The 24,122-nt window shown below is 39.6% G+C and carries 21 protein-coding genes; 6 read left to right on the forward strand and 15 right to left on the reverse strand.

Annotation, left to right across the window (positions count from 1 at the left end):
* Nucleotides 1-445: 445 nt before the first annotated feature.
* The 3 genes from NZM04_02475 to NZM04_02485 form a co-directional block, all read right to left on the reverse strand.
* Nucleotides 446-997, reverse strand: a complete 552-nt coding sequence (locus tag NZM04_02475; GenBank protein MCS7062907.1) for a hypothetical protein — start codon at nt 995-997, stop codon at nt 446-448.
* Between the two features lie 141 nt (nt 998-1,138).
* Nucleotides 1,139-1,390 (reverse strand): hypothetical protein, encoded by a 252-nt coding sequence (locus NZM04_02480; GenBank protein ID MCS7062908.1) that lies wholly within the window; start codon nt 1,388-1,390, stop codon nt 1,139-1,141.
* Between the two features lie 214 nt (nt 1,391-1,604).
* A complete protein-coding gene (locus tag NZM04_02485) occupies nt 1,605-1,772 on the reverse strand; it encodes a hypothetical protein (protein ID MCS7062909.1) in 168 nt (55 codons plus the stop codon).
* A gap of 616 nt (nt 1,773-2,388) precedes the next feature.
* Here NZM04_02485 and NZM04_02490 point away from each other — a divergent pair.
* Nucleotides 2,389-2,814: a tetratricopeptide repeat protein gene (locus NZM04_02490; GenBank protein ID MCS7062910.1), complete on the forward strand. Its 426-nt coding sequence runs from the start codon at nt 2,389-2,391 to the stop codon at nt 2,812-2,814.
* An 820-nt stretch (nt 2,815-3,634) separates the two neighbouring features.
* On the opposite strand, the gene NZM04_02495 is transcribed toward NZM04_02490, so the two are convergent.
* Nucleotides 3,635-4,258 (reverse strand): hypothetical protein, encoded by a 624-nt coding sequence (locus NZM04_02495; protein MCS7062911.1) that lies wholly within the window; start codon nt 4,256-4,258, stop codon nt 3,635-3,637.
* 445 nt (nt 4,259-4,703) lie between these two features.
* Between NZM04_02495 and NZM04_02500 the strand changes: the two genes are divergently transcribed.
* The gene (locus NZM04_02500; protein MCS7062912.1) at nt 4,704-6,689 is read left to right on the forward strand and encodes a hypothetical protein; all 1,986 of its coding nucleotides are present in this window, start codon (nt 4,704-4,706) and stop codon (nt 6,687-6,689) included.
* A gap of 763 nt (nt 6,690-7,452) precedes the next feature.
* On the opposite strand, the gene radA is transcribed toward NZM04_02500, so the two are convergent.
* Nucleotides 7,453-8,817: a DNA repair protein RadA gene (gene radA / locus NZM04_02505; GenBank protein MCS7062913.1), complete on the reverse strand. Its 1,365-nt coding sequence runs from the start codon at nt 8,815-8,817 to the stop codon at nt 7,453-7,455.
* A 1,081-nt stretch (nt 8,818-9,898) separates the two neighbouring features.
* Here radA and NZM04_02510 point away from each other — a divergent pair.
* Nucleotides 9,899-11,746: a hypothetical protein gene (locus tag NZM04_02510; protein ID MCS7062914.1), complete on the forward strand. Its 1,848-nt coding sequence runs from the start codon at nt 9,899-9,901 to the stop codon at nt 11,744-11,746.
* Between the two features lie 446 nt (nt 11,747-12,192).
* Here the strand turns inward: NZM04_02510 and NZM04_02515 are convergent, their stop codons facing one another.
* The 8 genes from NZM04_02515 to NZM04_02550 form a co-directional block, all read right to left on the reverse strand.
* The gene (locus NZM04_02515; GenBank protein ID MCS7062915.1) at nt 12,193-12,393 is read right to left on the reverse strand and encodes a hypothetical protein; all 201 of its coding nucleotides are present in this window, start codon (nt 12,391-12,393) and stop codon (nt 12,193-12,195) included.
* Nucleotides 12,394-13,364: 971 nt separating this feature from the next.
* A complete protein-coding gene (locus NZM04_02520) occupies nt 13,365-13,622 on the reverse strand; it encodes a hypothetical protein (protein ID MCS7062916.1) in 258 nt (85 codons plus the stop codon).
* An 8-nt stretch (nt 13,623-13,630) separates the two neighbouring features.
* Nucleotides 13,631-13,933 (reverse strand): hypothetical protein, encoded by a 303-nt coding sequence (locus tag NZM04_02525; GenBank protein MCS7062917.1) that lies wholly within the window; start codon nt 13,931-13,933, stop codon nt 13,631-13,633.
* 171 nt (nt 13,934-14,104) lie between these two features.
* Nucleotides 14,105-14,752 carry a fibronectin type III domain-containing protein gene (locus NZM04_02530; GenBank protein MCS7062918.1) on the reverse strand — a complete coding sequence of 216 codons (648 nt, stop codon included), beginning with the start codon at nt 14,750-14,752 and terminating at the stop codon, nt 14,105-14,107.
* A gap of 207 nt (nt 14,753-14,959) precedes the next feature.
* Nucleotides 14,960-15,154: a hypothetical protein gene (locus NZM04_02535; GenBank protein MCS7062919.1), complete on the reverse strand. Its 195-nt coding sequence runs from the start codon at nt 15,152-15,154 to the stop codon at nt 14,960-14,962.
* 155 nt (nt 15,155-15,309) lie between these two features.
* The gene (locus NZM04_02540; GenBank protein ID MCS7062920.1) at nt 15,310-15,675 is read right to left on the reverse strand and encodes a fibronectin type III domain-containing protein; all 366 of its coding nucleotides are present in this window, start codon (nt 15,673-15,675) and stop codon (nt 15,310-15,312) included.
* 24 nt (nt 15,676-15,699) lie between these two features.
* Complete coding sequence (locus NZM04_02545; GenBank protein MCS7062921.1) at nt 15,700-16,086, reverse strand: hypothetical protein; 387 nt, start codon at nt 16,084-16,086, stop codon at nt 15,700-15,702.
* A 27-nt stretch (nt 16,087-16,113) separates the two neighbouring features.
* Complete coding sequence (locus tag NZM04_02550) at nt 16,114-16,266, reverse strand: hypothetical protein (GenBank protein MCS7062922.1); 153 nt, start codon at nt 16,264-16,266, stop codon at nt 16,114-16,116.
* A gap of 928 nt (nt 16,267-17,194) precedes the next feature.
* Here NZM04_02550 and NZM04_02555 point away from each other — a divergent pair.
* Nucleotides 17,195-17,389 carry a hypothetical protein gene (locus NZM04_02555; GenBank protein MCS7062923.1) on the forward strand — a complete coding sequence of 65 codons (195 nt, stop codon included), beginning with the start codon at nt 17,195-17,197 and terminating at the stop codon, nt 17,387-17,389.
* A 625-nt stretch (nt 17,390-18,014) separates the two neighbouring features.
* Complete coding sequence (locus NZM04_02560) at nt 18,015-19,787, forward strand: hypothetical protein (GenBank protein MCS7062924.1); 1,773 nt, start codon at nt 18,015-18,017, stop codon at nt 19,785-19,787.
* Between the two features lie 237 nt (nt 19,788-20,024).
* Here NZM04_02560 and NZM04_02565 read toward each other — a convergent pair whose 3' ends face one another.
* Complete coding sequence (locus tag NZM04_02565; GenBank protein MCS7062925.1) at nt 20,025-20,168, reverse strand: hypothetical protein; 144 nt, start codon at nt 20,166-20,168, stop codon at nt 20,025-20,027.
* Between the two features lie 803 nt (nt 20,169-20,971).
* Here NZM04_02565 and NZM04_02570 point away from each other — a divergent pair.
* Entirely contained in the window at nt 20,972-21,844 is an 873-nt protein-coding gene (locus NZM04_02570; protein MCS7062926.1) for a hypothetical protein, read from the forward strand.
* 743 nt (nt 21,845-22,587) lie between these two features.
* Here NZM04_02570 and NZM04_02575 read toward each other — a convergent pair.
* Complete coding sequence (locus tag NZM04_02575; protein MCS7062927.1) at nt 22,588-23,793, reverse strand: hypothetical protein; 1,206 nt, start codon at nt 23,791-23,793, stop codon at nt 22,588-22,590.
* Between the last annotated feature and the right edge of the window lie 329 nt (nt 23,794-24,122).

Here is a 24,122-nt window from a genome sequence, read left to right on the forward strand (position 1 = left end):
TTGGACAATCCCAAGTGGCTGGTGGACGCAATGGGCAGCGCGATCACGGTGTCGGTTGAGACGGTCAGACTTCACGCCGAGATGGAAGGCGTGGTCAATGAGGTGCTGGATAGTGTGTATACACATGAATCCTCGCCAGAGTAATAGGTAGTCTGTCCTGTCCCAGTCCTGTATAAAGTGTTTTCTTTCAAAAAGAAATAATTATCACATTAAGCAAAACGCGATCCTGCACCGCTGCATGGAAGGGTATGAAGATGAAGATGAAAAGTGAAACTATCTCGCGGGAAAAAACTTTCCCGGAAACATCTTCATCATCTTCATCATCTTCATCATCTTCATTCCCTTCGAGGGCGACAAAGCACAGGGTATGAAGATGAAGATGAAAAGTGAAACTATCTCGCGGGAAAAAACTTTTCCGGAAACATCTTCATCATCTTCATCATCTTCATTCCCAGCGCCCGCTCTGCCCTTTCTGTGTCCTACTCGCACAATCTGGCACAAAAAACAAGCGCCTCTGGCGATAAACCAGAGGCGCTTCTACTCTAGCCTGCTTGTGTCGTGCTATTCCGTTGCCGCGAGCCCAAGTCCTAGCATTACTGTCCCTTTTGCTGTCCGCCTCAGCTCGAATCCCAGATCGCGAATGGCTCTTGACAATTGCCGTGAGTCGGCAAGTTCGCCGCCCCCACTCGGTATAAGCGCGATAAAGATCGCGCAAATTGACCTTAACATCTTGTCGCAGCACGCAGTGCTTCACAAACGCTCGCACATCATCCAATTCATCGCGATAGCTTTCGGTTTCTGTTTTGATTTCGTCAGGAACACATAGTCCCCCTGCGTGCCAATCCACGGCAGCGCGAACCAGATCGGCTAGTATGCCGTCGCGCTCGGCGCTGAGTCGCTCGGCTAGTTTGTCTTCCGCAGCGCGCGCCGCCTGCGCCAAATTGCTGCCGAAACGGCAACCGCAGCACTCGGCACCAAGTGCCCCAATCTCTGCCACATAGCTTAAGATTTACATTGCCAAAAATGATAAGCTTTGCCGTCGAACTGAAAGTAAACGGCTGAGCATACAGCCTTCGCCTATGCACTGTGTTTCCACCCACGATCGCCTTAATGAGCACTTCGTCAATTGCTTTGCTGCTCATTTATTCTGGCGACACAATGAGCTGCCGTCCAGATAAAGCACGTGATCAACATTCCCCTTGCAGATAATGCGTATTTCAGCGCTACCCTTGCGCAGGTCAACGATGGCGATGCGGATGTGCACAATCTCCTCGCGCTGTGCGCCTGTCTTTGCCGCGATTGCAATCATCGCCGCGTCTCGTAATTCTCCTTGGCTTGAGTCTTGAGCACAGGCGCGCATCAATTCCGTCAGCTCTCGGTCTTCGACCATGCGCCCTCAAGGAAGGTGCCCCTGAACGCTTGCGTTGCTCTCTCAATGCGCCGCATGTCGTCGCCGCTGAGGACGCTGAGATTGAAGACCTGCCGAGCCCCACCCGCAGCGCAGCAAGAGTTTTTGTCACGGTCGCAGGTGCACATTGTAGCCGTGTACGAATAGCCCCGCTGCCTCAGGCGTTAGCGCCGTCCAGTCCAGCGCTGCACAGTTTTCAGAGCCTGCTAATCGCGCAATCGCGTTCAGCGCAGGCGCTTGTCCACTCCGACTTGTCTCGCTGTGTAGTGTGGCGAAGTAGAGAGCCGCGGGCTTGGCAGTCGCTGGAATCGCCTCTGTGGTCTCGGTCGGTTGAATCGCGATCGTGCTCATGGTCAATGGGCATGGTCTCTTGCATTCCTGACTAAAAATCTACTTCTATCAAGAGAGCAGGTAGATATAGCCATTATTCGTTATGCAGTGAAAACTATAAATAAATACACATCTAGCAATATAATTTATAGGATATCGTTTGTAGGATATCGGTAAAATACAGAACGACGCATGTATAATGTCTTCATCTATATAATACATCAAAAGTAAACAAAGTGACAGATATCTAATCACTATTTTTTGTGCATCTTAATATCCATGACTGCTGACGCCGAATGATAAGTATCCAGCTTGCAGAATCTGTATTTCGGTATGCTCTCCAAAAGATACCTATGAACACATTTTCATGTATTAAGAGCTATCGCGACATGTTTTGCCCTTCCCTTTAATATGTCACCGATTTATATTCAATTAAAACAGCCAGCCTTTTATATTTATTTATTTGCAGGTGTATTCCATCATCCATGTTTTACAAGACTGGGATTTTCTATCAATTCATATTTCATCATGCAGATTCTATTCGTCTGTTGTGCTATAATATTTTATATCACGGCGATTGATTTTGATTTTATTCCGTGGCAAATATTGATCTATCTCATGAGTATATGATAACCGAGCAAACTCGCTCCATGCTATCACAGGAACTACAAGTCCTGCGCGCCTTGTACGAAGGTGGCCCATGCTTGCCGTTCGAGGTCGCTGTTCGTGTGCGCAAGTTCCCTGAAGAAATCGGACACACACTGCAGATCCTGATCGTTAGTGGACTCATCAGATCTGATCGTTTTGGCGGTAGCCTCTTAGGCAATGAATTACTTTCCATTACACCCATTGGAATACGATTGCTGCAGTGTTTTGATACCGCCGAACGACAAATCAGTACAAACATTGGTAAATGCGCTACATCATCACGAGAATTTACCGAAGAATGGGTAGCTGAACTGTTACATAAACTCGGCGACATAGCCGCTGCCTGTGGTGATACTGAAAATGCTGTCAGGTATTATCAAGGGGCGCTAAAGATCCTCCGGCATTTTAACAACTCTTTTACACTATAAGCTGAGCTGCCAGCATTATGATGAAAACTTCTTGCAATTTAGGCAGCTTAAAAATGATTAACTTCGTGGTATTATTCAAACAAAATCAGACTACAATTCGTTATACTGTGGCTTAACCCATTCTTTACAAGATTTGACCGTCACAAATGAAAATGGTTAGAATAGATTTATATGATAATCTCGATCGGTACACCTAACTAAATCATCAGTGCACCTCTTCTGTCAGTCGCATTTGGTATACAAATCGTGCCCCATGTTCCATTATCAGCTATAGCGATCATTCAATCATCACGCGATATTCGCTAGTGAACGTCCCTCGCGATGAGACAGATACTTTTTACATATATATGAAAGAGTAATATTATGGCTGATGATGGATTAAACGGTGATTTTGATTCATAGGATGGGAGGAGACTGGGGAAGAATTGAAGCACAATAATCGGCATGTTTTATCCTCTATTTTATTAATTTATTAACTGACGAGTAGATTGTTACTGCTTTATCTAATGCCGTGGCAAATGTATATAGCTTTATGTTTTTAAGCCGAATTTTAGAGGTCTAGAACAACTAGTTATTTCGATGCATGAAATGACGAAAACGTATCTTGTATGTATAACGCAAAATCCTTCTTTTTCTATTTTCCTAGGTTGTCAGTTGATTTGCTCATACGCTTGTTTTTCACGCCTCAAATTTTATTTGCGATCTAACCAGATTAACACCTGCCATTTTTTTGCTATTTTTATAGACATATTCAATTTTGCCTTATCTCTATCATTTTGGCGTATACATACTGGATATTATCTATAACTTCATGATGTGATTAAGAGATCAAAAAATACTCCACTGCTTGTTCTTTTCTATTGTTATCTTCAGAAGATAATTTGCTGTAATAATAATCAAAGAATAGTTGATGAGTTTTTACATCGATGGGGTAAATACCTTCTTGATAATAATCATGGCATAAAACATGATTGATATAGCTCAATATTCCCATCGGTATATCCTTATTTTCTTCTATTGTTATTATCAACCCGGCTGATTTGTCATACATTTTTATCACAATAGGCAATTGGCTTTCTTCTGCTGGGGTTTTAGGTGTAATGTGGATAAAACTATACTGCTTCCAACTATTATAAGCCAACCAACTGGTGATTTCTTCTACAGATATATAGCAAGGATGATTATCATCACCTTGATTCGTTCTTGAAACGTAATCATACATAAATTTTTGACACATATTATGAGGAATGTTAATTGGTATTATATTCAAATTCTTTTCGTAAAAATCTTTTAAAATAGCGTAAGCGGATTCCATGGGACCTTGTCCTACGTAACCCGCCCCAAACCCTGTTAGTGAATATTGCTGCGATGGATAGAGTGGTTGATTTTCTGGAGAAAGAATCTCTACTTGATCACCTGATCTATGAATAGTATATGTTGACATGATCTCATTATAAACTGCAGTTACTGACTGGATGGGTTAAATTTTTAGACATAAGCGTCACCTTGATTATTGTATGATTTGATTGTTGAGATCTAACCGGCAGGTTTTGCTACTCCATCGAAATATTTATTAAAGATACAGAAGCCATTAGTCAAATTGTTTTTCTTATGTCTTATCACATGCTAACGATAGGCGAATAATCATTTTCCGAAAATTTATGTTATTTTTAAATATCATCTATAATACAAGCTATGGAGTTAAGCATATAATTCATAATCTTAAAGAGCGATGATCTTTCCACACATCTTCGATCTTCTTCAGGATAGGAGTTAGTAAGATATCACGACACAAATGTATGGTACTCTTCAATAGATTTCAGCTATGTTGCGTAGGCCTTTCTGTTCAACATATTTATTTAGCAGTGTTTTGTATTATAATATAAAATATGAGTTATGAAGACACCACATCTCAAGTTGAAAATGGACTATTATCACAGCTAAAAAATGCACCTTTATTAGCTTTGAGAAAAAAAGCAGCTGAGTTAATCAGCAGTTATAAAATAAAAAAGATAAATAAAGATGTAGTAGATATTTTTTACGAAACAGATGATGAGGAAATAAGGAGAATAATTGCTCGTGTTCTTTTAGAATCAGATAAAGACAAAGCGATCAGCGTTGTTGTAGATTATATAAACAAAAATAAAGGTGTTAATAACGCTGAATATATAAAGCTCATAGTAATGTATGGAGGCCAAAGTATCACGAGTATCCTCGCTGATATCTTATTTGATTTGACCCACTCTAAAGAAACTAGATCTGCTTGTGCTACGATAATAGGAGAAAATCGTTTTTACCACCTTAGCCATCTACTCAGAAAAGGTTTAATTCATGAGGAATACGGAATACAAGAATGCTGCGCTCATGCTTTAGCTCTTCTTAACGATAAACAATCATGCGCCGCTTTGATTTTCACAATAAATAACACAGATGATTTTACTATTAAAAAAAGTTGTTTGCAGGCTTTATTTGCAATTGACCCATTATTAGCTACATACAATTCACTTTCATGGATTAAAAAATCCGATAATGATCAATGGACAGCAACGCTTTTAATGTACTTAGGAATAAATTACCAACCTAACTTTATGCTTTATTTTGAAATGTTCGCAAAACTATTAAACCATCAAAATACTGATATAAGAACATATGCAGCTGTACTACTCGGCCGTATGATAAACGAAAAGACCGCCGAAACATTTTTAGACAAAATGAAGACAGAGAAGAGTTATACCGTAAACTTAGAATTAGCTAAAGCCCTCATTGATTCAGGCTATGGCGATAAGTTGATAAGACTAATGGAAAGTGATTTGTTTAATAGGGATGCTATCTTGGCGTGTATTAGAGCGATGCAAATCTGCGAATATCAGGCTGGATTCAATTTACTTAAGCATATGATATACAATAGCAAAGATTTAGATATATTATTTTGTGCTATAGAAGCTGCACCAAAACTAAATACGATGATGGGCATAAATATTATCACCAACTTACTCGAATCAATAATAAATAAGCGCCCCTTTGATTTCGATGATCAATCCATTAACTTAATTTTGAATAAGCTCTTGTCAACTATTGGATTATACGGAGACATTCAACATCTGGAAATACTACTTAATATACTAGAAATGCCATTACACGATAAACATAAAATAATATGCGCACGTTCTATAAATGATATTTTGATGAGGAATAAAGACACTATAATGAAAACCAACGAAAAAAATGAGCAACACAACGAGAGAATTTACAAAGAAAAGGCACGCATGTTTATCATGCGTCTAGATAGAATATTGACAGAATGTCCACCGTCTATACTTATTGAAGCAATGGATGTGATGAAAACATTTCACATAGGTATATCGGCATTGTTTAATGTTCTGTCTCTACATGAAAAGGATGATTCAACGCGCGATTTATTACTAAATTTATCAAACCAACAGGTATATATTTTAATAGACGCTTTGATCAAGAAATTTGAACATTCTGAGAACTTGAAATTAAGGAAGACATGTGGAGAGGTTTTGTCTAAATATATCGATGATAAAACAGTGAGAAGAGTCTTCATAGATTTATCTTTTCATGAAACCGATTTCGAGATTAAACTACTCTCTTTAAGAGCACTAATCTCTGGAGGGTGCCTTGAAGTTATACCAATATTGCATGCGCAGATTCTTCGTGAAGATGATCCGGAAAGATTGTCTCAATACGCAGAAGTTATATTAAAGGAAGGTGTTTATAATATTGAAAATATCTACCAACGTCTAGTTCAATCAGATATTAGCAATGATTTAAAAATAGGACTAAATAGAATACTGAATGAAAGAAGGATAATGATTAAACAAAACGATCATTCGCAAAATATTTTACCGTGATGGAATCATAATAATAATTCTAGTGGCCCATGAATATTAGGCGATAATTTAAATGATATATCAACTCATTTTCTACGGCTTAATGATATGTAAGAATATCGCGTCTTTAAATTTATCTGTAAATAACTTTTTATAACTAAATTACTTGCACAACCAAATAATTGGCGTAATTCACTATTTCCCTATAACAAACTATTAGACATATCTTGCGATGAGTCGCCGTAATAGATAATGACACATTAAGCGCAAAAAAATATAGTGCAATTTTATCACATAGAGCCTCTATAAGCTCTTTTATCAGCATGTTCGTGGTTTGTCTAGTAAAATGATATAAAAAGAAGCCTTGCCAAAGAAAATAAGTTGTTCTTATGCAACCTTAAATCATTTGTTCTAAAACCATGCTAAAGTAAATTAATGATTTGGTTTAATGTCAAAGAAAGAGGATACAAGAATGCCTTGATTTTTCATTTCAATGTAAAGCTTATATGAAAAATAAAGCGAAGATAAGATTTATTGAACTGATAAACATCGGGTAATTACAGCATTATCACATCAAACTAACAAGGAGTCAGTCATAGTTGATCATTTTATGTGTGGTGAGGCAACCCATGTCACTGGTGACATTGGCACACGAATTTTGTTAGGCGATTGAACAAAAAAGTGCAGCAAAGTACAGCGGTGGTTTATTCAATATGCATAGATAATGACCCGTTAAGTCGTTTACACAACCGTTTGAGTTGCGCAAAGCAGAGAAGCCAAGTGCCTACAAACTTAACGTGGCATGCAACGCCTCACCTAGGCTGCGCACCGGCAATAGTTGCAGACCATCTGGAGGGCGTTCTACCTTGCGCGCTGTTTTTGGCAAGATACAACGCGTGAAGCCAAGCTTGGCCGCTTCGTTAATCCGCTGGTTAAGCTGGCCGACGCTACGTACCTCGCCGCTTAGTCCCACTTCGCCCACTACAACGATATCGGCTGGGACAGGCACGCCTTTATGGGCGCTTGCGATAGCAACTGCAGCGGCTAGGTCAGCGGCTGGTTCGTCAATCGTTAATCCCCCCACAACATTCACAAATACGTCTTGGTCATGGAGGCGAATGCCGACGCGTTTGCCCAATACCGAGATCAGCAGAAATAATCGGTTGTAGTCGAAGCCGTTAGCAGTACGGCGCGGCATAGGGTTCTGAGTGGGGCTGGTCAATGCCTGCACTTCGACCAGCAATGGACGAGTGCCTTCCATTGTCACGGCAACTGCGCTGCCGGGCGTGTACAGAAGACGTTCGGCTAAGAAAGCCTCGCTGGGGTTGATCACCTCGCGCATACCGTCACCGGTCATCTCGAACACGCCGACTTCGCTAGTGGCGCCAAAGCGATTCTTCATGCTGCGCAAAATGCGGAAGGACTGGAAACGATCACCTTCCAATTGCAGCACGGTGTCTACAATGTGTTCAAGCACCTTCGGTCCAGCCAGATTGCCTTCTTTGGTCACGTGGCCGACGATGAACACGGCCACATCATTGGACTTGGCAATCGCCTGCAAACGTTGTGCGCTTTCTCGCACCTGGGTAATTGTGCCCGGAGAAGATGGCAAGCTGTCCATATACATGGTTTGGATCGAGTCCACGATGCATAGCTTTGGTCGCAGCGCTTCAATAGCATGAATTACGTGGTCAAGGTTAGTCTCGGAGAGCAGGTAGAGATCGCTCTGGCCTACGCCTAGGCGTTCAGCGCGCATCTTGATCTGCTGGGAGCTTTCTTCGCCGCTTACGTAGAGTGTTGTCCCGATATGTCTGGCGACGAGTACAGCGCTTTGGAGTAGTAACGTACTCTTGCCGATGCCCGGGTCACCACCGATCAGTACAAGCGAACCTGGCACGATGCCGCCGCCTAACACACGGTTGAATTCACTGATTGGCAAAGGCAGACGCTGGGTCGCGTCAGCGCGGATATCGCACAGCTTCTGTGGTGTAGTGCTGAGCGTCGGCGCGCGCCGGTCGACGTTCGGCTGCGCCCCGACGACTTCCTCAATCAACGTGTTCCATTCGCCGCATGCTGGACACTTACCTACCCAGCGTGCTTGTGTACAGCCGCACTTATTACAAATATACTGTGTCCTTAGCTTGGGCATAATCGTTTTTGGCATAGCGATCAGTTTATCACTTATATCAGGCAAGGGTAAATAAAATTGGGATGTAGGCTATGCAAGATCTACCTATGCAACCCTATCAATTTAAAACGATTATTGTTAGACAATCGAAACTAAGACAATATATCAATAGTATATTAAATATAAATACGGATCGTGTGTTATTTGTCTTGATTATCAAGGCCTGTCTCGTGTAGATAAAATCAGACGAAGAACGCGGTTATCATATCACTAAGGCCTTTTTTCTTTGATGCATATCAACCAAAATACTTTCTTAGTTATGCTGATGTTGTCACAAAGATATACTTCCTTAAAGATAGTTGGTTATATCAGCGTAACACAAATGACGTAACAAATATGATCATCTTCTTAAACTAATGCTAAAGTAGATGATTCAGCAAGTATAATCTAGATACATCCCCTGCGAGTCGTTTAACTTCATCGCAACCGAATATACTCTAGAATTTATATACCGAGACAAAAAGAATTGCCGGAAGAAGTATAAAACGACATATTAATTAAATCTGTTGATGCAATACTGGGATACCTATGGCTTTCGATCCTTTGATCCTTTTTATTTCAATAATATCATTGCGCCATGATATTATTTATTACCTCATCATGCAGTGTGTACCAGTGTTTGATTTGTGCTATAAGTCATACATTCAATTCTTAAAAATCTTAGCGTGTTGATGATTATGATGGTGAGTTAATCATCAGTTATTGGAATATGAAATAGAAGGATAAAAGCACATTTACCAGCATATACCCCATCGAGTAAGTTGTAGATTACTAATTTAAGCCATAAATTATTGATAATAATGCGAGGATTTGGTTATCAATATACATATTATGATTTTTGCGGTATATTTCATATTGGAAGATTAAATGATCGCTTCAGTTGTAAGTTAAAGCAAAAATGATATGCTCTGCATAGGTTATCTGATTGATGTCGCGATTATTTTGCTTTTTTGCTACAGCTTCGCTGAAATTTCTTGAGTGCGTCGTATATCGAATGATACCCATTTACATATCTAATCCCACACGGATCTTCAGTTATAATATGAAATATATGCCTTGCTTTAACTTAATAAACCGCATTTTATCTCGCAGTGCATATGAGGATTTGCCCGATGGAATATACAAAATTAAAGATGATTTGATAAATGAGATTTTGTCAAATAAAGAAGAGGCTTTCTTTGTGCTTAGTAATTTATTATCAAATGATGAAAATCTGCCTCTTATCTATAAAGCCTTGATTTTGATTTATATAGGCGCGACAAAGATGGATGAAGCTGAGAAGGTTATTGATGAATACAAATACTCTAAAGATTCTTTTATAGCCTATGCGGCAAATTTAGCATGGTATTATATGAATAGAGATGAAGATTCTTATAATTACCTAATTGCTAAATTACATGTCGTGTGTAAAAACAATAATCACGATTTATTACTATTATTTAAAAACGTCTTCCTACTTGATCGAGAAATAAAATTAGCTGTAGCTAATTTAATTGAAAATATATGTAAAATTGATCAATATCCTTTAATTGATGAATGCATTCAATTATTAGAAGAAATGGAATGTTCTGAACATATATGCAGGATTCTGCTGTATGTATTAGATCATAAAAACGCCGAGAATATCATCATATTTAAAAGTCATCCCCTCCTTTGCCATGGAATATTTAAAGTATTAAAAAACATGCCGCAGTGGGAAAAAGTTAAATTAGCCGAGAGTATTAGTCGTATAGATTATTTCAATCTTTGTGAATTTTTGTTGGATGCATATAATGAGAGTGATGAAGTGCTAAGACTTACTATCCTTAAAAATACATCCTCGATCATTAACAAAATTCGTAAATCATGTATTAACTGTATTGATTATGATAAACAAGAACATAACATTTTTACTTTACAAAGATGTGGCGAAATATCTGAGGTTGTATTTAAACACATCGAAAGAGATGTCAAGGATAAATTGCATTCAAAGTCATTAATCGGTTTATGTGGTGGAGATAGCGCAGTAAAAAAACTAAGAGTTTTATTAACAAACAAAAAGAAATTGAACAGTTCTTTTATAAAGGCAATTCTTGATACTCTAGATAAAAATCTAGTGAGTGATTTCGTTGAAAACGCATTAAATCATGACGTTTCTTTGTTGAATAATATTCCGGATGATGATTGTTATATATTTTTAATGAGAGAAGGATTAATAGACATGATGCTAGATTATTTCGTAAAATCACCAAAGGTTAGAAATAGAACTCTTTTCTGTATTTTAATGAAGTATTTCATGCATAAAAAAGACTGTCAAGCGATGAAAATGATAGTTGATCATTCGTATAATATTAATATAATAAATTGTAATAGTATTCACAAGGATATATTGGAAATTGGATCGGATTTTGCGTGGTATTATTTTATGAAAATCATTGAGAGGGATAATTTGAAGAATTTCTGTTTAAGTTTGAATAATTTTATATGTCTTTATACACCTTTCTTAATTTCTCAAGAGAACAGGAAGATACTAGAATTGTTGGATCATGTCATTGACCTAAAAATAGATAAGAAAAAATTATTTCTGGCTATTTTATTGTGCAACAACGATTTGTCTTTCGAGCTTATTTATAAATTCTCACAACATTTCGATTTTTTATTAGATGACATAAATTTGGTGAACTGCCATATATTAAACAAGGAAAAGATAATAAAAAAATTGTGCGATTTTTTAATAAAAGAAAAAGACGAGGGTAAAATATTAAGTATAATTAAAATAACGGAAATGTTGGATAAGAATATAAAATATAATTTGATAAAACAGAGGGATTTATCCTTCTATGTAATAAAATTAATAGATATGATGATGTATGATAAAAGATACAATTCAGACGAGACTTTATTGTTATAAAAGCAAGTGTTTTAATATCATTTTATCTTAAAATTCATAAAATCATTGCATATATAAACAACATTATGGGTAAGTATTAATTTATAAGCGAACTACTTGACATACAAATGATGAGTGAAGATCAATGATATTTATTTATCATGATGCATATCGTTACCTTGATTGTAATTATGATTAGATCGAATAATTTTTCATTATACATTAAACAGTTGATTTAAAATCAAATAATATAACTTTCGCTGGTTATTAATTTAATTATTATATGTCTGGTTTATAAAAATATTACAATAACTACGACTCATTTATCACAAGCTTAGGCTATTCTGATATATCGTGATGGCTTAAAAATTGATTATATGCATGCATTAGATTGATTTAACCTGGATAGTAGAAATAAAATTATTGCGTGATTGTAGTAGCATTTATCCTTCCAGCTTTACCTAGTGCTATTTCATTAAAGCCCCCTCTTTATTTATTTTACTATATTTATTAACTAATGAATTTTTTAGAGGGGTGATTTTATTTAAAAGATCTTCTGGAATGCCATTTTCTGTGCAATTCTTAGCCAGATCAATTGCTTCTTCATAGCGCCCATTTTTAAGAAGATCGTCCATAAGCTCTTCGTCTAATGGGATATACTTCCTCATGCTTTAATTATACGCCATCAGATGAAATAAAACTGTTATTTTAAGCATGAGAGAGATTTCCTAACCTAATTTACTTGACATTATAATTTATTAAATTAACAATAATGCATTTTCATCTATATCATTCAACAAACATCCAGCGAGGCATCTCAATATTTCGACCCACGTCGAAGATAGCGTCAAAGGTAATTGCGAACCCGATGTTCGTCGCACTAGTGATATCCCCTTAGATTATTCTGATCACTGGAGCAGACTGCTCGTCGTACAAGCAGCGCTGTCCACCATGCACGCAGCCGAATCAACGTTCCAGTATTCATTCACGACGTTGGCTGTGTAGGCCTCAAACTTTAGGCCGCAACTTTTCTTTTTAGCTCGGTAATTTGAGTGATCATCTTAATCACCAGACTGGGCTCAGATAAATGCATCAAGTCTTCAGTAAAGCTGCCAAGACATTAAGTATTGCAAAAGCAGGATGCTAGATTGTAATCTCTGCGCGTCGATGAGATTATGGCCTTCTTGAACCCCACAAAGCCCAGCTCGTGCAACTGAACGAGTATCCTAATTCGTTCACGCAAATTAGCAACGACGTAGCTATGTTTGCGATCAAAAGATATGTTCAAAATTATCTCGCCATTGATGAATTTGATGCTCCAGTGCCAACGTCACCTATGGCGATGAAAGTCTGCCCGATGTGCCTACGTGTCGCGCAGAAGCGCCTCTAGTTGTTTAAGCAATGCTTTCAAATTCTGCTGATTGGGGTGATTGATCGAAAATATCGTCCGTCTATATGAGCGAGATAGTCAAAACTTTGAAAATGGCGGTGCTCCAGCATTTGACCACTGGTTAGCTTATATCAATCAGACGCTTCATATATACAATTGATCTACTTCTGATTTACTGCATGACTTGATCAACCGATCAACAAGACAACATAAATATTTAGATTTAAATATCCCCGAATGTGTTGGCCTTTAGAGGTCTTTCAGAAGTATTGGAACTAAGGCACAGCGTGGAACAACTGATACACCCGGCGCACTACGCACGATCTCACATTCATGCGCACCGATTACCACGTTGTTGTTCAACACATAGACATCTGGTAGTGGTCCACTACCTGCACATACCGTCAATGTGATCATCGTAGTTCCATTCGCTGGCACAGTCACATTGCTCCGCACCAGTGTTTGCCCGCTCTGCACATAGCCAGGTGTTGCTCTCAGCAACGTCATACGCACCACTAGCGTGTCAGTCTCTCCCGCACTGTCGCCAGCAGGCTGCCGTTGTTGCTCAGTACGATGGTATACGTCACCGCATCGCCCATGCGCACCGCCGTCGGCTTCGCCTCCTTGCGCGTGCCGGTCAAGCCGCTCGTGTTCAGGGTGCCGATCCTGTCATCTTGAACGATAAGCAGCCAGCGTTCGCCGTTGTCCGCCTGCGTGGTGTCACCATCGTAGTCCATCGCTGTCACCTGCCACCAATAGCTGCCCTGGTGCAAACCGACCACCGCGTGGCTCGTCCCGGTCACTGTGACGTTATTCATCACATCACACAGCCCCCATGCTGTCCCGATGTATACGCGCTAACCCACTGCGCTGCCTGCAACCATCCAACTCAGCACTGTGCTGTTGCCCACTACCGTTCCACTGATCTGTGCGACATTCTGGAAGTTGTCTGTCCTGCTCATGATGTCATTAGCCGTTGTAAACATCCATCACTGCTCTGCATTTGCTAGGCAGGACTGTCCGTCGTTGTAATCCCACACTTGCCACCAGTAAGTGCGCTCGGCCTGCGCACTTGCCAGCACCAGGCTGGTTGTTGGACTGATCACCTGAACATGATTCATTACGTCACGCGGCCAGAGCAAACTGCCCAAGCACACAGTGTAGCGCTGCGCGTGGACTGCTGCGCCCCAGCTCAACGGCGCGCTGACCGCCACATAGACCGTGGTATTGGCCGGCGCGGCTTTGCTGAGTGCGCCAATCGGTGATCCTGGATTGTTGTCAGTGCTGAAGCGCCACCACGCTCCACCATCAGCCCGGGTTTGTCCGGATGCATTCACCGCACGCACTTGCCCCCAGTAGATAGTGTCATATGCCAGACCGCTCAGTACGTAGCTCGTCGCGGAAGCGTTCGTCCAGCCGCCGGTGACTGAGCAGTCGCCGGACAGGCTGCCGACGCCCAGCTGATAGCCGATCGTACCGGGCGATGTGCTCCAGCTCAGTAGCAAGGTGGTCGCATGATCCGCCGCGCTGTTGGCCGGGCTGGTCTTGCCGAAGGTGCCTGGCGCACCGACAGGCGCTGCGGTGGTTAAGTGCTGCCATGCTCCGTTGTGGGCTTGCGTCTGCCCGCTCGTGTTCACTGCGCGCACCTGTCACCAGTAGGTGGTGACAGGATTCAGCACGATGGCGAAGCTCGTGTCACCAGCGTTGATCCAGCTTACCGTCACGTCGCACAGCCCGGCCTGCGTGCGATGCAGACCTGGTTGCTACTTGCACCAATCGCGCTCTGCCAAGCTAGCGTAACGTTCACTGGCACGCCACGGGCGCCTTGCAGCGGGATAAGCTTGCTAAATGCCCCAGGCCCAGGTAGCATATTGGGCACCGTTGTGAACGCCCACCACTGACCACTGTTGGCCTGCGTGCTTAGGCTGCTGCCCAGTGCGCGTACCTGCCTCCAGTAAGTCATCGGCGTTTGCATGGCCGGCGTTATCGCCCATTGCGTGACAGTGCCGACGTTCACTCAGCCGCCGGTGGCATCGCACAGCCCAGATGCGCTGCCACGTATATAGCCGCTTGTGCCGGTGCTGACGAACCAGCTTAGTACCAACGTTACAGTCAGGCGCATCGTCGCTAGGTAGAACGGCGGTGCTTTGCTGAACTCCGTCGGTGGGTTCGTATTGCGCTTGGTGAACCGTCACTACGCCCCGCCGTTGGCCGGGGGCGTCCCGCCGCCGTTCAGCGCGCGCACCTGCCATAAGTAGGTTATTCCGGGCAACAGGTTGGTCACGCTCGTGGTTAGCGCGTTGCCCACGTTGAGCCAGGTGTTGCCCGGCAGCGCGCCACAGCTGCTCGCTGCTGTGCCGGGGCAGACTTCATAGCTATTTGCACCACTGGCTGGGAACCAGCACAAGGTTAAGCTGAATGTGGGCAAGTGAAACGTCCCGTTGACCGGTGCGTCTTTGCCGAGGTTGCCCGGTCCGCCTACATTCACTGTCGTGAAGTAGAAATCCACCCCACCATCGGCGAGCGCTCGCGTGGCCGTGACGTTGTTATAGGCGCGCACCTGCCAGTAGTATGTCGTCGCCGTCTACAGAGTTACGCTAAAAGGCAACTGGCAGACGTATCGCTTCAGCACGTTGACGACATCCTGAAAACCGCCGTCGCTGAGATCACACGTGCCAGGGAGCGTGCCCATGCACACTTCATATCTGTCAGTTTCTGTATAAGTTGTCAACTTTAAAAGCACGCCATCTGCGTTGGTTGGCATGTTGATCGCGCCGTTGGGTGTGGTGGTTTTCTGGAACGGGACAGGCACTGGCGGGTTGATCGTTTTGAAGTCCCATGCCACACCGCCGTTTGCAGGAGTGCATCCGCCTGCGTTGCAAGCACTGACTTGCCAGTAATACTGTGTTCCGTAATCCAGACAGGTAAGAATGAAGATTGTGCTGTTGGCAGTTATCGTGACATTAGCCATATTGCAAAGGCCGATGGCATTGCCGACTCAGACCTGATAGTAGGTCTCGCCCACTGCATCCTGCCATGTCAACGCCAGACCAATCGGTTGCCTTGAGGAGATGTGCGTGCGCGCATTGTGGTTGAAGGATGAGGAGAAACGCGCAGAGGTCCTGCGGGAGTTATATGACAGTGTGTTCAATAACGCCTTTCCGACATTGTCCGATGAGTTCGGGATTGCGTATACCCATGTCGCGCTGGTTGATTATCTCGTGCGCAGTGCGGACCTGCTTACACAGAAGCACTTCGTTGTGCGGCTCGGTGACAAAACGTGCACATCCTAGAGCCTTTCTCAGATACGGGGATGTTCGTGATGCGTTAGATGCACCACATTGCACAGCAAGATAGCTCGGAATGAGATTACGGCCAATGAGATTCTGTTGCTGCCCTATCACGTGATGAGAGCAAATGCGGAAAGTGCGTATCTAGCTCTGACGGGAGAGTATTGCCCGTTTGAAGGCGCGCATGTGGCAGATAGTTTCAAGCTGGCTGAGCTGATGTATAAGAATCAGGGGGTTGAAGCGATCCGGCTGTTTCCCGATGAATACATCGTCAGACTGAACGCACAAGTCAAATGTTTTCTGTTTCTCACTGGCATAGGTAGTAACGTCGTGTTATGTGCGCTTGCTACGAGACATATCGTTGATAGCGGTGCTGTCTCGAACACTTCTTTATATCCCTTATATACCCATGAAAGCATAAGAATGACTAACCTAGGTCTTTTCACTGAATCTGAACAGAGTAATGATCTGCAAGAAAGGAATATTAACATAAAGTAGGAATTTATTAAAAAGGTAGGAGTGAATAAAATTGGATACATGAAGTGGCTAAAGAGACATAAGCAAATCGGTGGTCAAACAAGGCAAGGATCACAGTGGCAGCCAGCGCTACCTGTACAAGGCCTGCAATCGTCATTTCATCCCTCAGCCCAACCTAATCGGCTACCCGCCTAGAATCCCGCGCCAAGCCGTCGAGATGTATCTAGATGGCCACAGCTTCCGACGCATCGGGCGCAATCTGCGTGTCAAGTGCGCAATCGGTAGTCACCTGGGTCAAGTGCGCCGGTGAACGTGCCTTGGCTGCCCCCCATACCACAGCCCCCAACCGACGACGATACTGTTGTCGAGTTTGATGAGCTGTTCACATTATCCCGCGATGAAGCGATGTTGCAAGCGGTGGTGGATCAAGGACCACGCGCATTTCAGTATTGCACCAACGGCTTCAGTGGGTATGCTGCTTTGGACTACCGTGGCGGCTGCCTCTAGTTGCGCCGGGCAAGTCGCAGACCTATTCAGTTGAAGCAAGTCTCGCCGAGTTGTGGGGGATCTTGCTCGCTTAGGCCGACGGGCGCGATGCTTTTCGCGGTGCATTGAGGAGCTACGGTGGTCGGGTGAGTTCTTTGTGCAATGCTGGAATCGGCGGCATACCTTCAAGCAAGCGCATCCGGGTTATCAGAGTTATCCGCGGGACTACGCAAGTATTTGGATTTAGACACTTCTGATTGTTTGTCTTAAAATTTGATCGTTGCGTATGAAACCATTGAGATACGAATATCATGAAATAGATCCCTGCTAAATTTTAAGTATCTAGTTACTTGAACTAGTTGAGTTAGTAAGTAACGATGTAACTTTTTCACAGTTAGCACTGGTTAATAGCGTAATTCTTGATTCATTTGCTTATAACTTCCCCGTATTTAATAATACAACGTACGTTTAAATCCTTGAACTTTATTCATAAAGCAACACATATATAATTATATGAAAATATGAATTGAGCGTAATACTTTAAAATACTTGAAATAAAGATAAAGCGACCCGGTTTTAATTTTAAGGCGATCGTTATTTCTGAGTAACTTGCGCAGTAGTTGTGTAAAATATTAACAGGTGAAGCATGAGCAATTTAAAAGTGCTAATAGACCATTTTATATTATACAGAAATATATACAATCATGACTATCGCGAAATGTTTAATTATATTCAAAACCATAGAGAATTATCAGAGATGATATTGTTGACATCAATTATTAATAAATCAACTCACGACCTAATCAAAGCACAGGCTCTAATTTATCTCGCATTGATCAATTCTGATAAATTGAAAGATGTTTTATACTTATATGAAAATAGCGAAACCCTAGTTATTCACACTGCTGCATACATCGCTAGATGTATATTGGAAAACCGCAACGAATATAAGGAGAAGATAATTGATTATATAAATAAACCGGGCTTGATAGTTGTAGAATTGGTTCATCTATTTGATTTAGTTTTAGATGTATGTCAGGGTATACATGATGCAATATATAATGAAATGAGACGTTTTCCTTCTTGCGATCATTTTACGGAGAATATATCTGGTATACATTTTTATCTTGTCATGTGTGAAAAGTTGGGGATAAACGATAAAGATATGATTGATATAATAGATAAAAGAGTTAGTTATTTAAAAATTTATGATTTAGAATATTTATTACACAACCGCAACAAGAATGCTTTAAGATACATTTATGATTTAGCTTCGAGGGCGGTTAATATTTTAAAAGAAAAATATGGTAAAAATGATGAAATAAATGAAAGCGATAAAGAAAAAATAACAGAAGTGATATCTATTTTAAGTCAAGGTCAATTAGATGAGCTTTATTTTCTAGTAAATCAATTTCTTCTGAACGAAGAAGTATATGAAAAGATAAAGGACGGAGAAATAGAAGAAGAAGTCCTATCTTTAATTGAAAATGTGCTATGTTATTTTGATACACCAGATAAACCTTTTCCATCTGACTTTTTTGGTATTTTACTGGAAAAATTGTTTCGACGTAGATATATAGGCGATTTTATGTCCGAATCATTAGCTCTTTCCCAGAACGCTCTTGCTGTGGATAAAATTGTTAAGTGTATAAAAACAATAGATTCAATGAAAGATATATACAATAAAGCAGTAGAAAAAGGAAACGGTCTTTTAATCATCAAATTGAAGGAAAAAATTAGGGAGATTGATCCTGAGGGTAAATATATTCATGAATTTTATGATAAAAATATTTGCGATAATGAAAGAAAAAAGCTAATAGATAGATATAATACTCAATTAAAGTTAGATTTTTATCTTCGCAGAATCTACGAAACAGAAGAAGATAATATAAAGGATAGCCTTATATCTTATCTTGATTTATTTATATCATCTTATCAAAAAGGAATATATCCATATAGCTTGTATAACAGCGTCGAGTATTGTTTGGCTCTATTAATATTAAAGAATGATCTAGAACAAAAAGATCTGATTAAGAAGGTATTAGACTGCTTCAGTCATGACAAAAATAAGTTATCTAGATGTATGTTCCTATTGTGTTTAAATAACAATGAGGAATGGATTTCTCTTTTGTTTAAATACGCCGATAAATTACTAGAATATCCAGCTAGAGAAATATTTAATCTACTCGAGTTAATGGATAAAGATAAGATTTCAAGATGTATTGTCAGCACAGTTCAAGATGCTAGGTATGATTATGAAATAAAAAATATATTGAAAATATCTAAAAATATATGGTCAGACTATGCTGAAAGAATTCTTTGTTATATCAATAAACGCAATATGTCAGATAAGAAAAGAATAGATCACAAACTTATTAGTAATTTAGGAGATTTAGAACACGAACAATATTATATATGACCACGTGAAAATTTTTATAACATTTTCGTATATAATTATTTACTTTATTTTATTAATTTATTTATAAAACAAGGCAAGACGTTTGAACCACTATCTGGCAAAACTTAACTATCAAGCCAAAGATCAAACCTCGCCTAACCATGTGTCAATATCAGCACTTGTTGTTGATTTTTTCATATCATAATTAGAAAGGATTTCTTATCAATTATGTACGATTATCGAGCGTCATTTCGTAATTCAAGCATTATTTTGACTATACAATCGGATATCGTGATAAGATAAACGCGCTTTTTTACTCCCGACGAATGTGAACTGCTCATCGAGTTTGACGACAGTATCGTAGTCGGTTGGGGGGCTGTGGGATAGGGAGGGCCAAGGCATGGTCACCGGCGTAATTGATATACAGACTGCGCCCGACGCTTCGGAGGCCGTAGCTATCTGGATACATCTCAAAAGATTAGTGCGGGATTCTAAGCGATTATCTGATTGTGTTAGTCTGAGAGATGATATGATGATGACAGGCCTTGCGCAGCTTGCGCTAGCTTCTGCAGTGTTTTACCTTATTTGATCATCTATTCATTGATATCTTTAAAATGCCTTCCTAGACTAATTTCACTCATTTAATGTGATATGTGCTAAGCAAAAAACTATCTGAAATTTTATATAAAAATAACACTATCCATCAAATATCAAAAACATTCGTTTTTATTTCATTCAATCACAGAAGTGATACAATTGTCATGTTTCCATTTAAAGATTTACATTATGCAATAAAAATTAGGTCAATATCTGATTGCTAGATACTTATATAATTTTATAAATATATATAAATAACACAAACAAAGAAAAAGAATGTATCCATAGAATGAATTCTAGCGTCATGTAATCAAATATATTTATAAAAATAATTTAAGTCAAATTAAAGAGTTATAATATATCGTGAAATAAACGTGCAAACATATAATTTGCATCATATTAACAGTAAAAAACGTTACATTTGATTGTTTTTTGTCGTCAATATTTCTTTGTTTTATAATAAAAGTATACTGAAGCATGCTAAATAATTAATGTAATATAGATTTGGCGGAATTATACTACTATTGTTTTTTATAACACTATGTATTAACAAAGTCGTTTTAAATTATATGCCACAAGGCATTTAGATCTGGTGCTATAATAAAAGTATGAAATCGTTATGGCCTATTGGAACTAACAAACGTTCTCATCCAAATTATAAGGCTGTTATTAGCCGATGGGTACCTTATCATGATCGTCAAATATTAGCTCAGGATATTAATCCTGATCACAATAATGTCGATGCAATTGCATTACGTGCTATTCGTTATGCAAAGGCAGTAGAAATTGAAGATGAAGACATAAAGTCCGCATTCTTTCATACTCTAGAATATCTAGAGCATGTATATGGATACCATAGAATAAAGGATGCGGAAGAGATTGTTTTCGCTGCCTTAACGATGATTCGTAAGATCAATGATCAGGATATTGCATATTTACCAAAACAATACGGACATGCTTATCTTGATATATTTATCGGTGCATTAATTGAGCAAGAAGCTAATATTAAGGGTGTATATAACAATCAACCTGTGCAAATAAATATACGTAGAAAAAGTGCTTCTGTTGAACTTTGTGATGCTTTGTATGCAGCTAGAGCAATGCAAAAGTTTAAATTGTCGGAAGAGGAAGCTAAAATGATCGCAGTTGTACATGTTGATATGCGTTTACAAGCTATGGAAGAGATCGGTAAACAAATCCTGTATCAATCTGAAACTTTAGCCCATTTTGTAGACGAAATAGAGAAGTTGAAACTAAAAGATTTCCAATTCCAGCAAGCGCTATTTGTGATGACTTATAAGTCCAGATATTTACCCAGTGGTATTCTTGAGATAGATGATACTCATAAAGAGCACATTTTACCAGAAAATAAACAAAACCCTGAAAGTAAGGGCGAGGATATTTATGATAGCAATAATATCAATGTTGAAGATGATGTGATGGTTGATTTATATAAGTTAATATCTGAAGATAATTCATAATAAAGCGGAGATAATTATAATAATAACTTTATTATAATATTTTTTATAATTTAAATACTACCTTGTAGATATTGAATATAAGCAAAAAGGCTCAATTCTCATGACATCAATCAGTGTGATGTTAAGATGAGTTTATAATATAATTTCAGCATCTTCATGTGAATATGGATTTGAACCCTAGGTCCACTTTTACCAGGACAACCGCTTAGCAGGCGGCTACGGTTGTCCACTCCAGCATCTCCCCAATTTGAGTTTCCAACGGCAAGGATGACAATAGAGACGATCGCACTGATGACGGGGCCGAGAGTCACAACTGTTTTCAACTCCGCCGGTTGAGATCATCTTACTATCTTTCTGTGATTTACTGATATAGGTTCGCTTATTGGTCTATCCCTATGTTAACATGAAAAGCTCGGAGCAGATAAAAATGAATATACAAAGATAAAGTCGGCATGGAATGTAAAAAATCAAGTAAAAACTAGATAAACTAAAGAGAAATGCTGAAATACCTATGCAAGGCCAGCAATCGTCATTTCACTACTCAGATAGTCAAACTGTCTAGATACCTATAACCTAGAGATAAGCTCTTTTGAGATATTCGGATATCTATACCTTCATACGTCTCGATAAGATTTTAAGTTCTTCGATCGATAACCAACAAGATGAAGCAGGTCTGCAATTATGCTTTTATGATTATATCTTATAATTTGCGGTGCGATATCTTTTTAATTTACCTATATAGCTCAATCCATGTATAAACCCTTGTTTATATAATCATCTTTATCTATCACGACGTAAAGCTCGTTTAAACTGATATTCAAGAGACTGGCAGCCTCACGATAGAGGAAAAACCCAGTCTTAACCCCGTGGATAATACTTTGAGTAAATGAAACCCCGTAAGTATAAATCAAATAATCATAAATATCGTTATGATGTTCTATATTAAAAGTGGTTTGGTTTTCTGATGAAGTGGTATGTACGATATCTTGCAAAAAGACTTGTCTTTGTCTTTCGTCTATAATTCCCAGCGCGTTCAATTTATTCACAACAAGTATTGAATCTACGCAGAGAGATTTGGAAATATTTTTTATCCTGGCAATTATATCATTGGATTTATTTTCGTTCCATGTCTTAATGATAAAATTTTCTGGCAATAGGATCTCTGATGCAATTTTATGGAAAATATCATTATTGCCGTTTGAACCAATTATGCTACTTTTACCTAACCATAGATAAGCTAAAGCACTAACAAGCGCATAGGTCTTTTTTGCGAAGCTTTCCAAATTATTTATAAAAATAAAAGGGGCATATAAATCAGACACGACAAAATCAAATGGCTTGTCTTTTGATAAATTCCAATTATGATGACCTAGTACATTGGAGCTTACAATCACAAAGATGTTGTTGTTTTCCAATATATTACGCAATATTTTGAAATACTGTTCCGCATTATTTATGTTAGCGCTTGGCATATTTGGTAAACTGAGACGTTGACGGATAGACATTGCCACTTTCTTATAATCATCACTCTCATTAGAAATACCGATAAAATCCAAAGGTTGATAACCTTCTTGCCTTCTATAATCGCTTAGCCAGCCACATTTATATAAAACATCGTTCATCAAATATTCCAGATCAGGGTTATCAAGATACTGGCCACATGATGTATCATTACAAAAATACTCTATGCTTGAATAAATTGTTGATGAGGGATCATCTATGAAAAGATAGCCAATTGGAATATGTAAAATATCCGCTAATTGACACGCTTGTTTCCAAGTTGACACACCACCATTTTTTTCCCATGTTTTTAAATCTGATTCCGATATGGCTAACTTTTGAGCTAATTCGCCTTCAGATAATCCAGCACGCCGACATGCCCAGCGAACCGTATTAAAGTTAACAGGAACGCTGCAATGGCTTATATTTTTATCTCCATCAACATCCATATATGATTTATTATACCTCTAACACACCCCAAAAGAACGGAAGTGCTTAAATCAAAATAATTATGTATTCCAGCGGATATCTCTGATAACTCGAACACGCTTTCTTGAAGAACTATTCGCTGATTGCAATATTGAACAAAGGATATAACCGATTGCGAACGATCCTTAACGCACTGCAAAAATCAATGCAACCTTCGGCTTAAACAAATGATATTCACAAAAAGTCCGCAGAACTTGTTTCAACCGAGTAGGTCTGCGACTTGCTCAGCGTAGTGAAAGATGCCTCCCCGTTGTTAATCTAAAGCAGCATACTCAATGAAGCCGTCGGT

It is taken from the genome of Candidatus Methylacidiphilales bacterium (assembly GCA_025056655.1).
Classification (GTDB): domain Bacteria; phylum Verrucomicrobiota; class Verrucomicrobiia; order Methylacidiphilales; family JANWVL01; genus JANWVL01.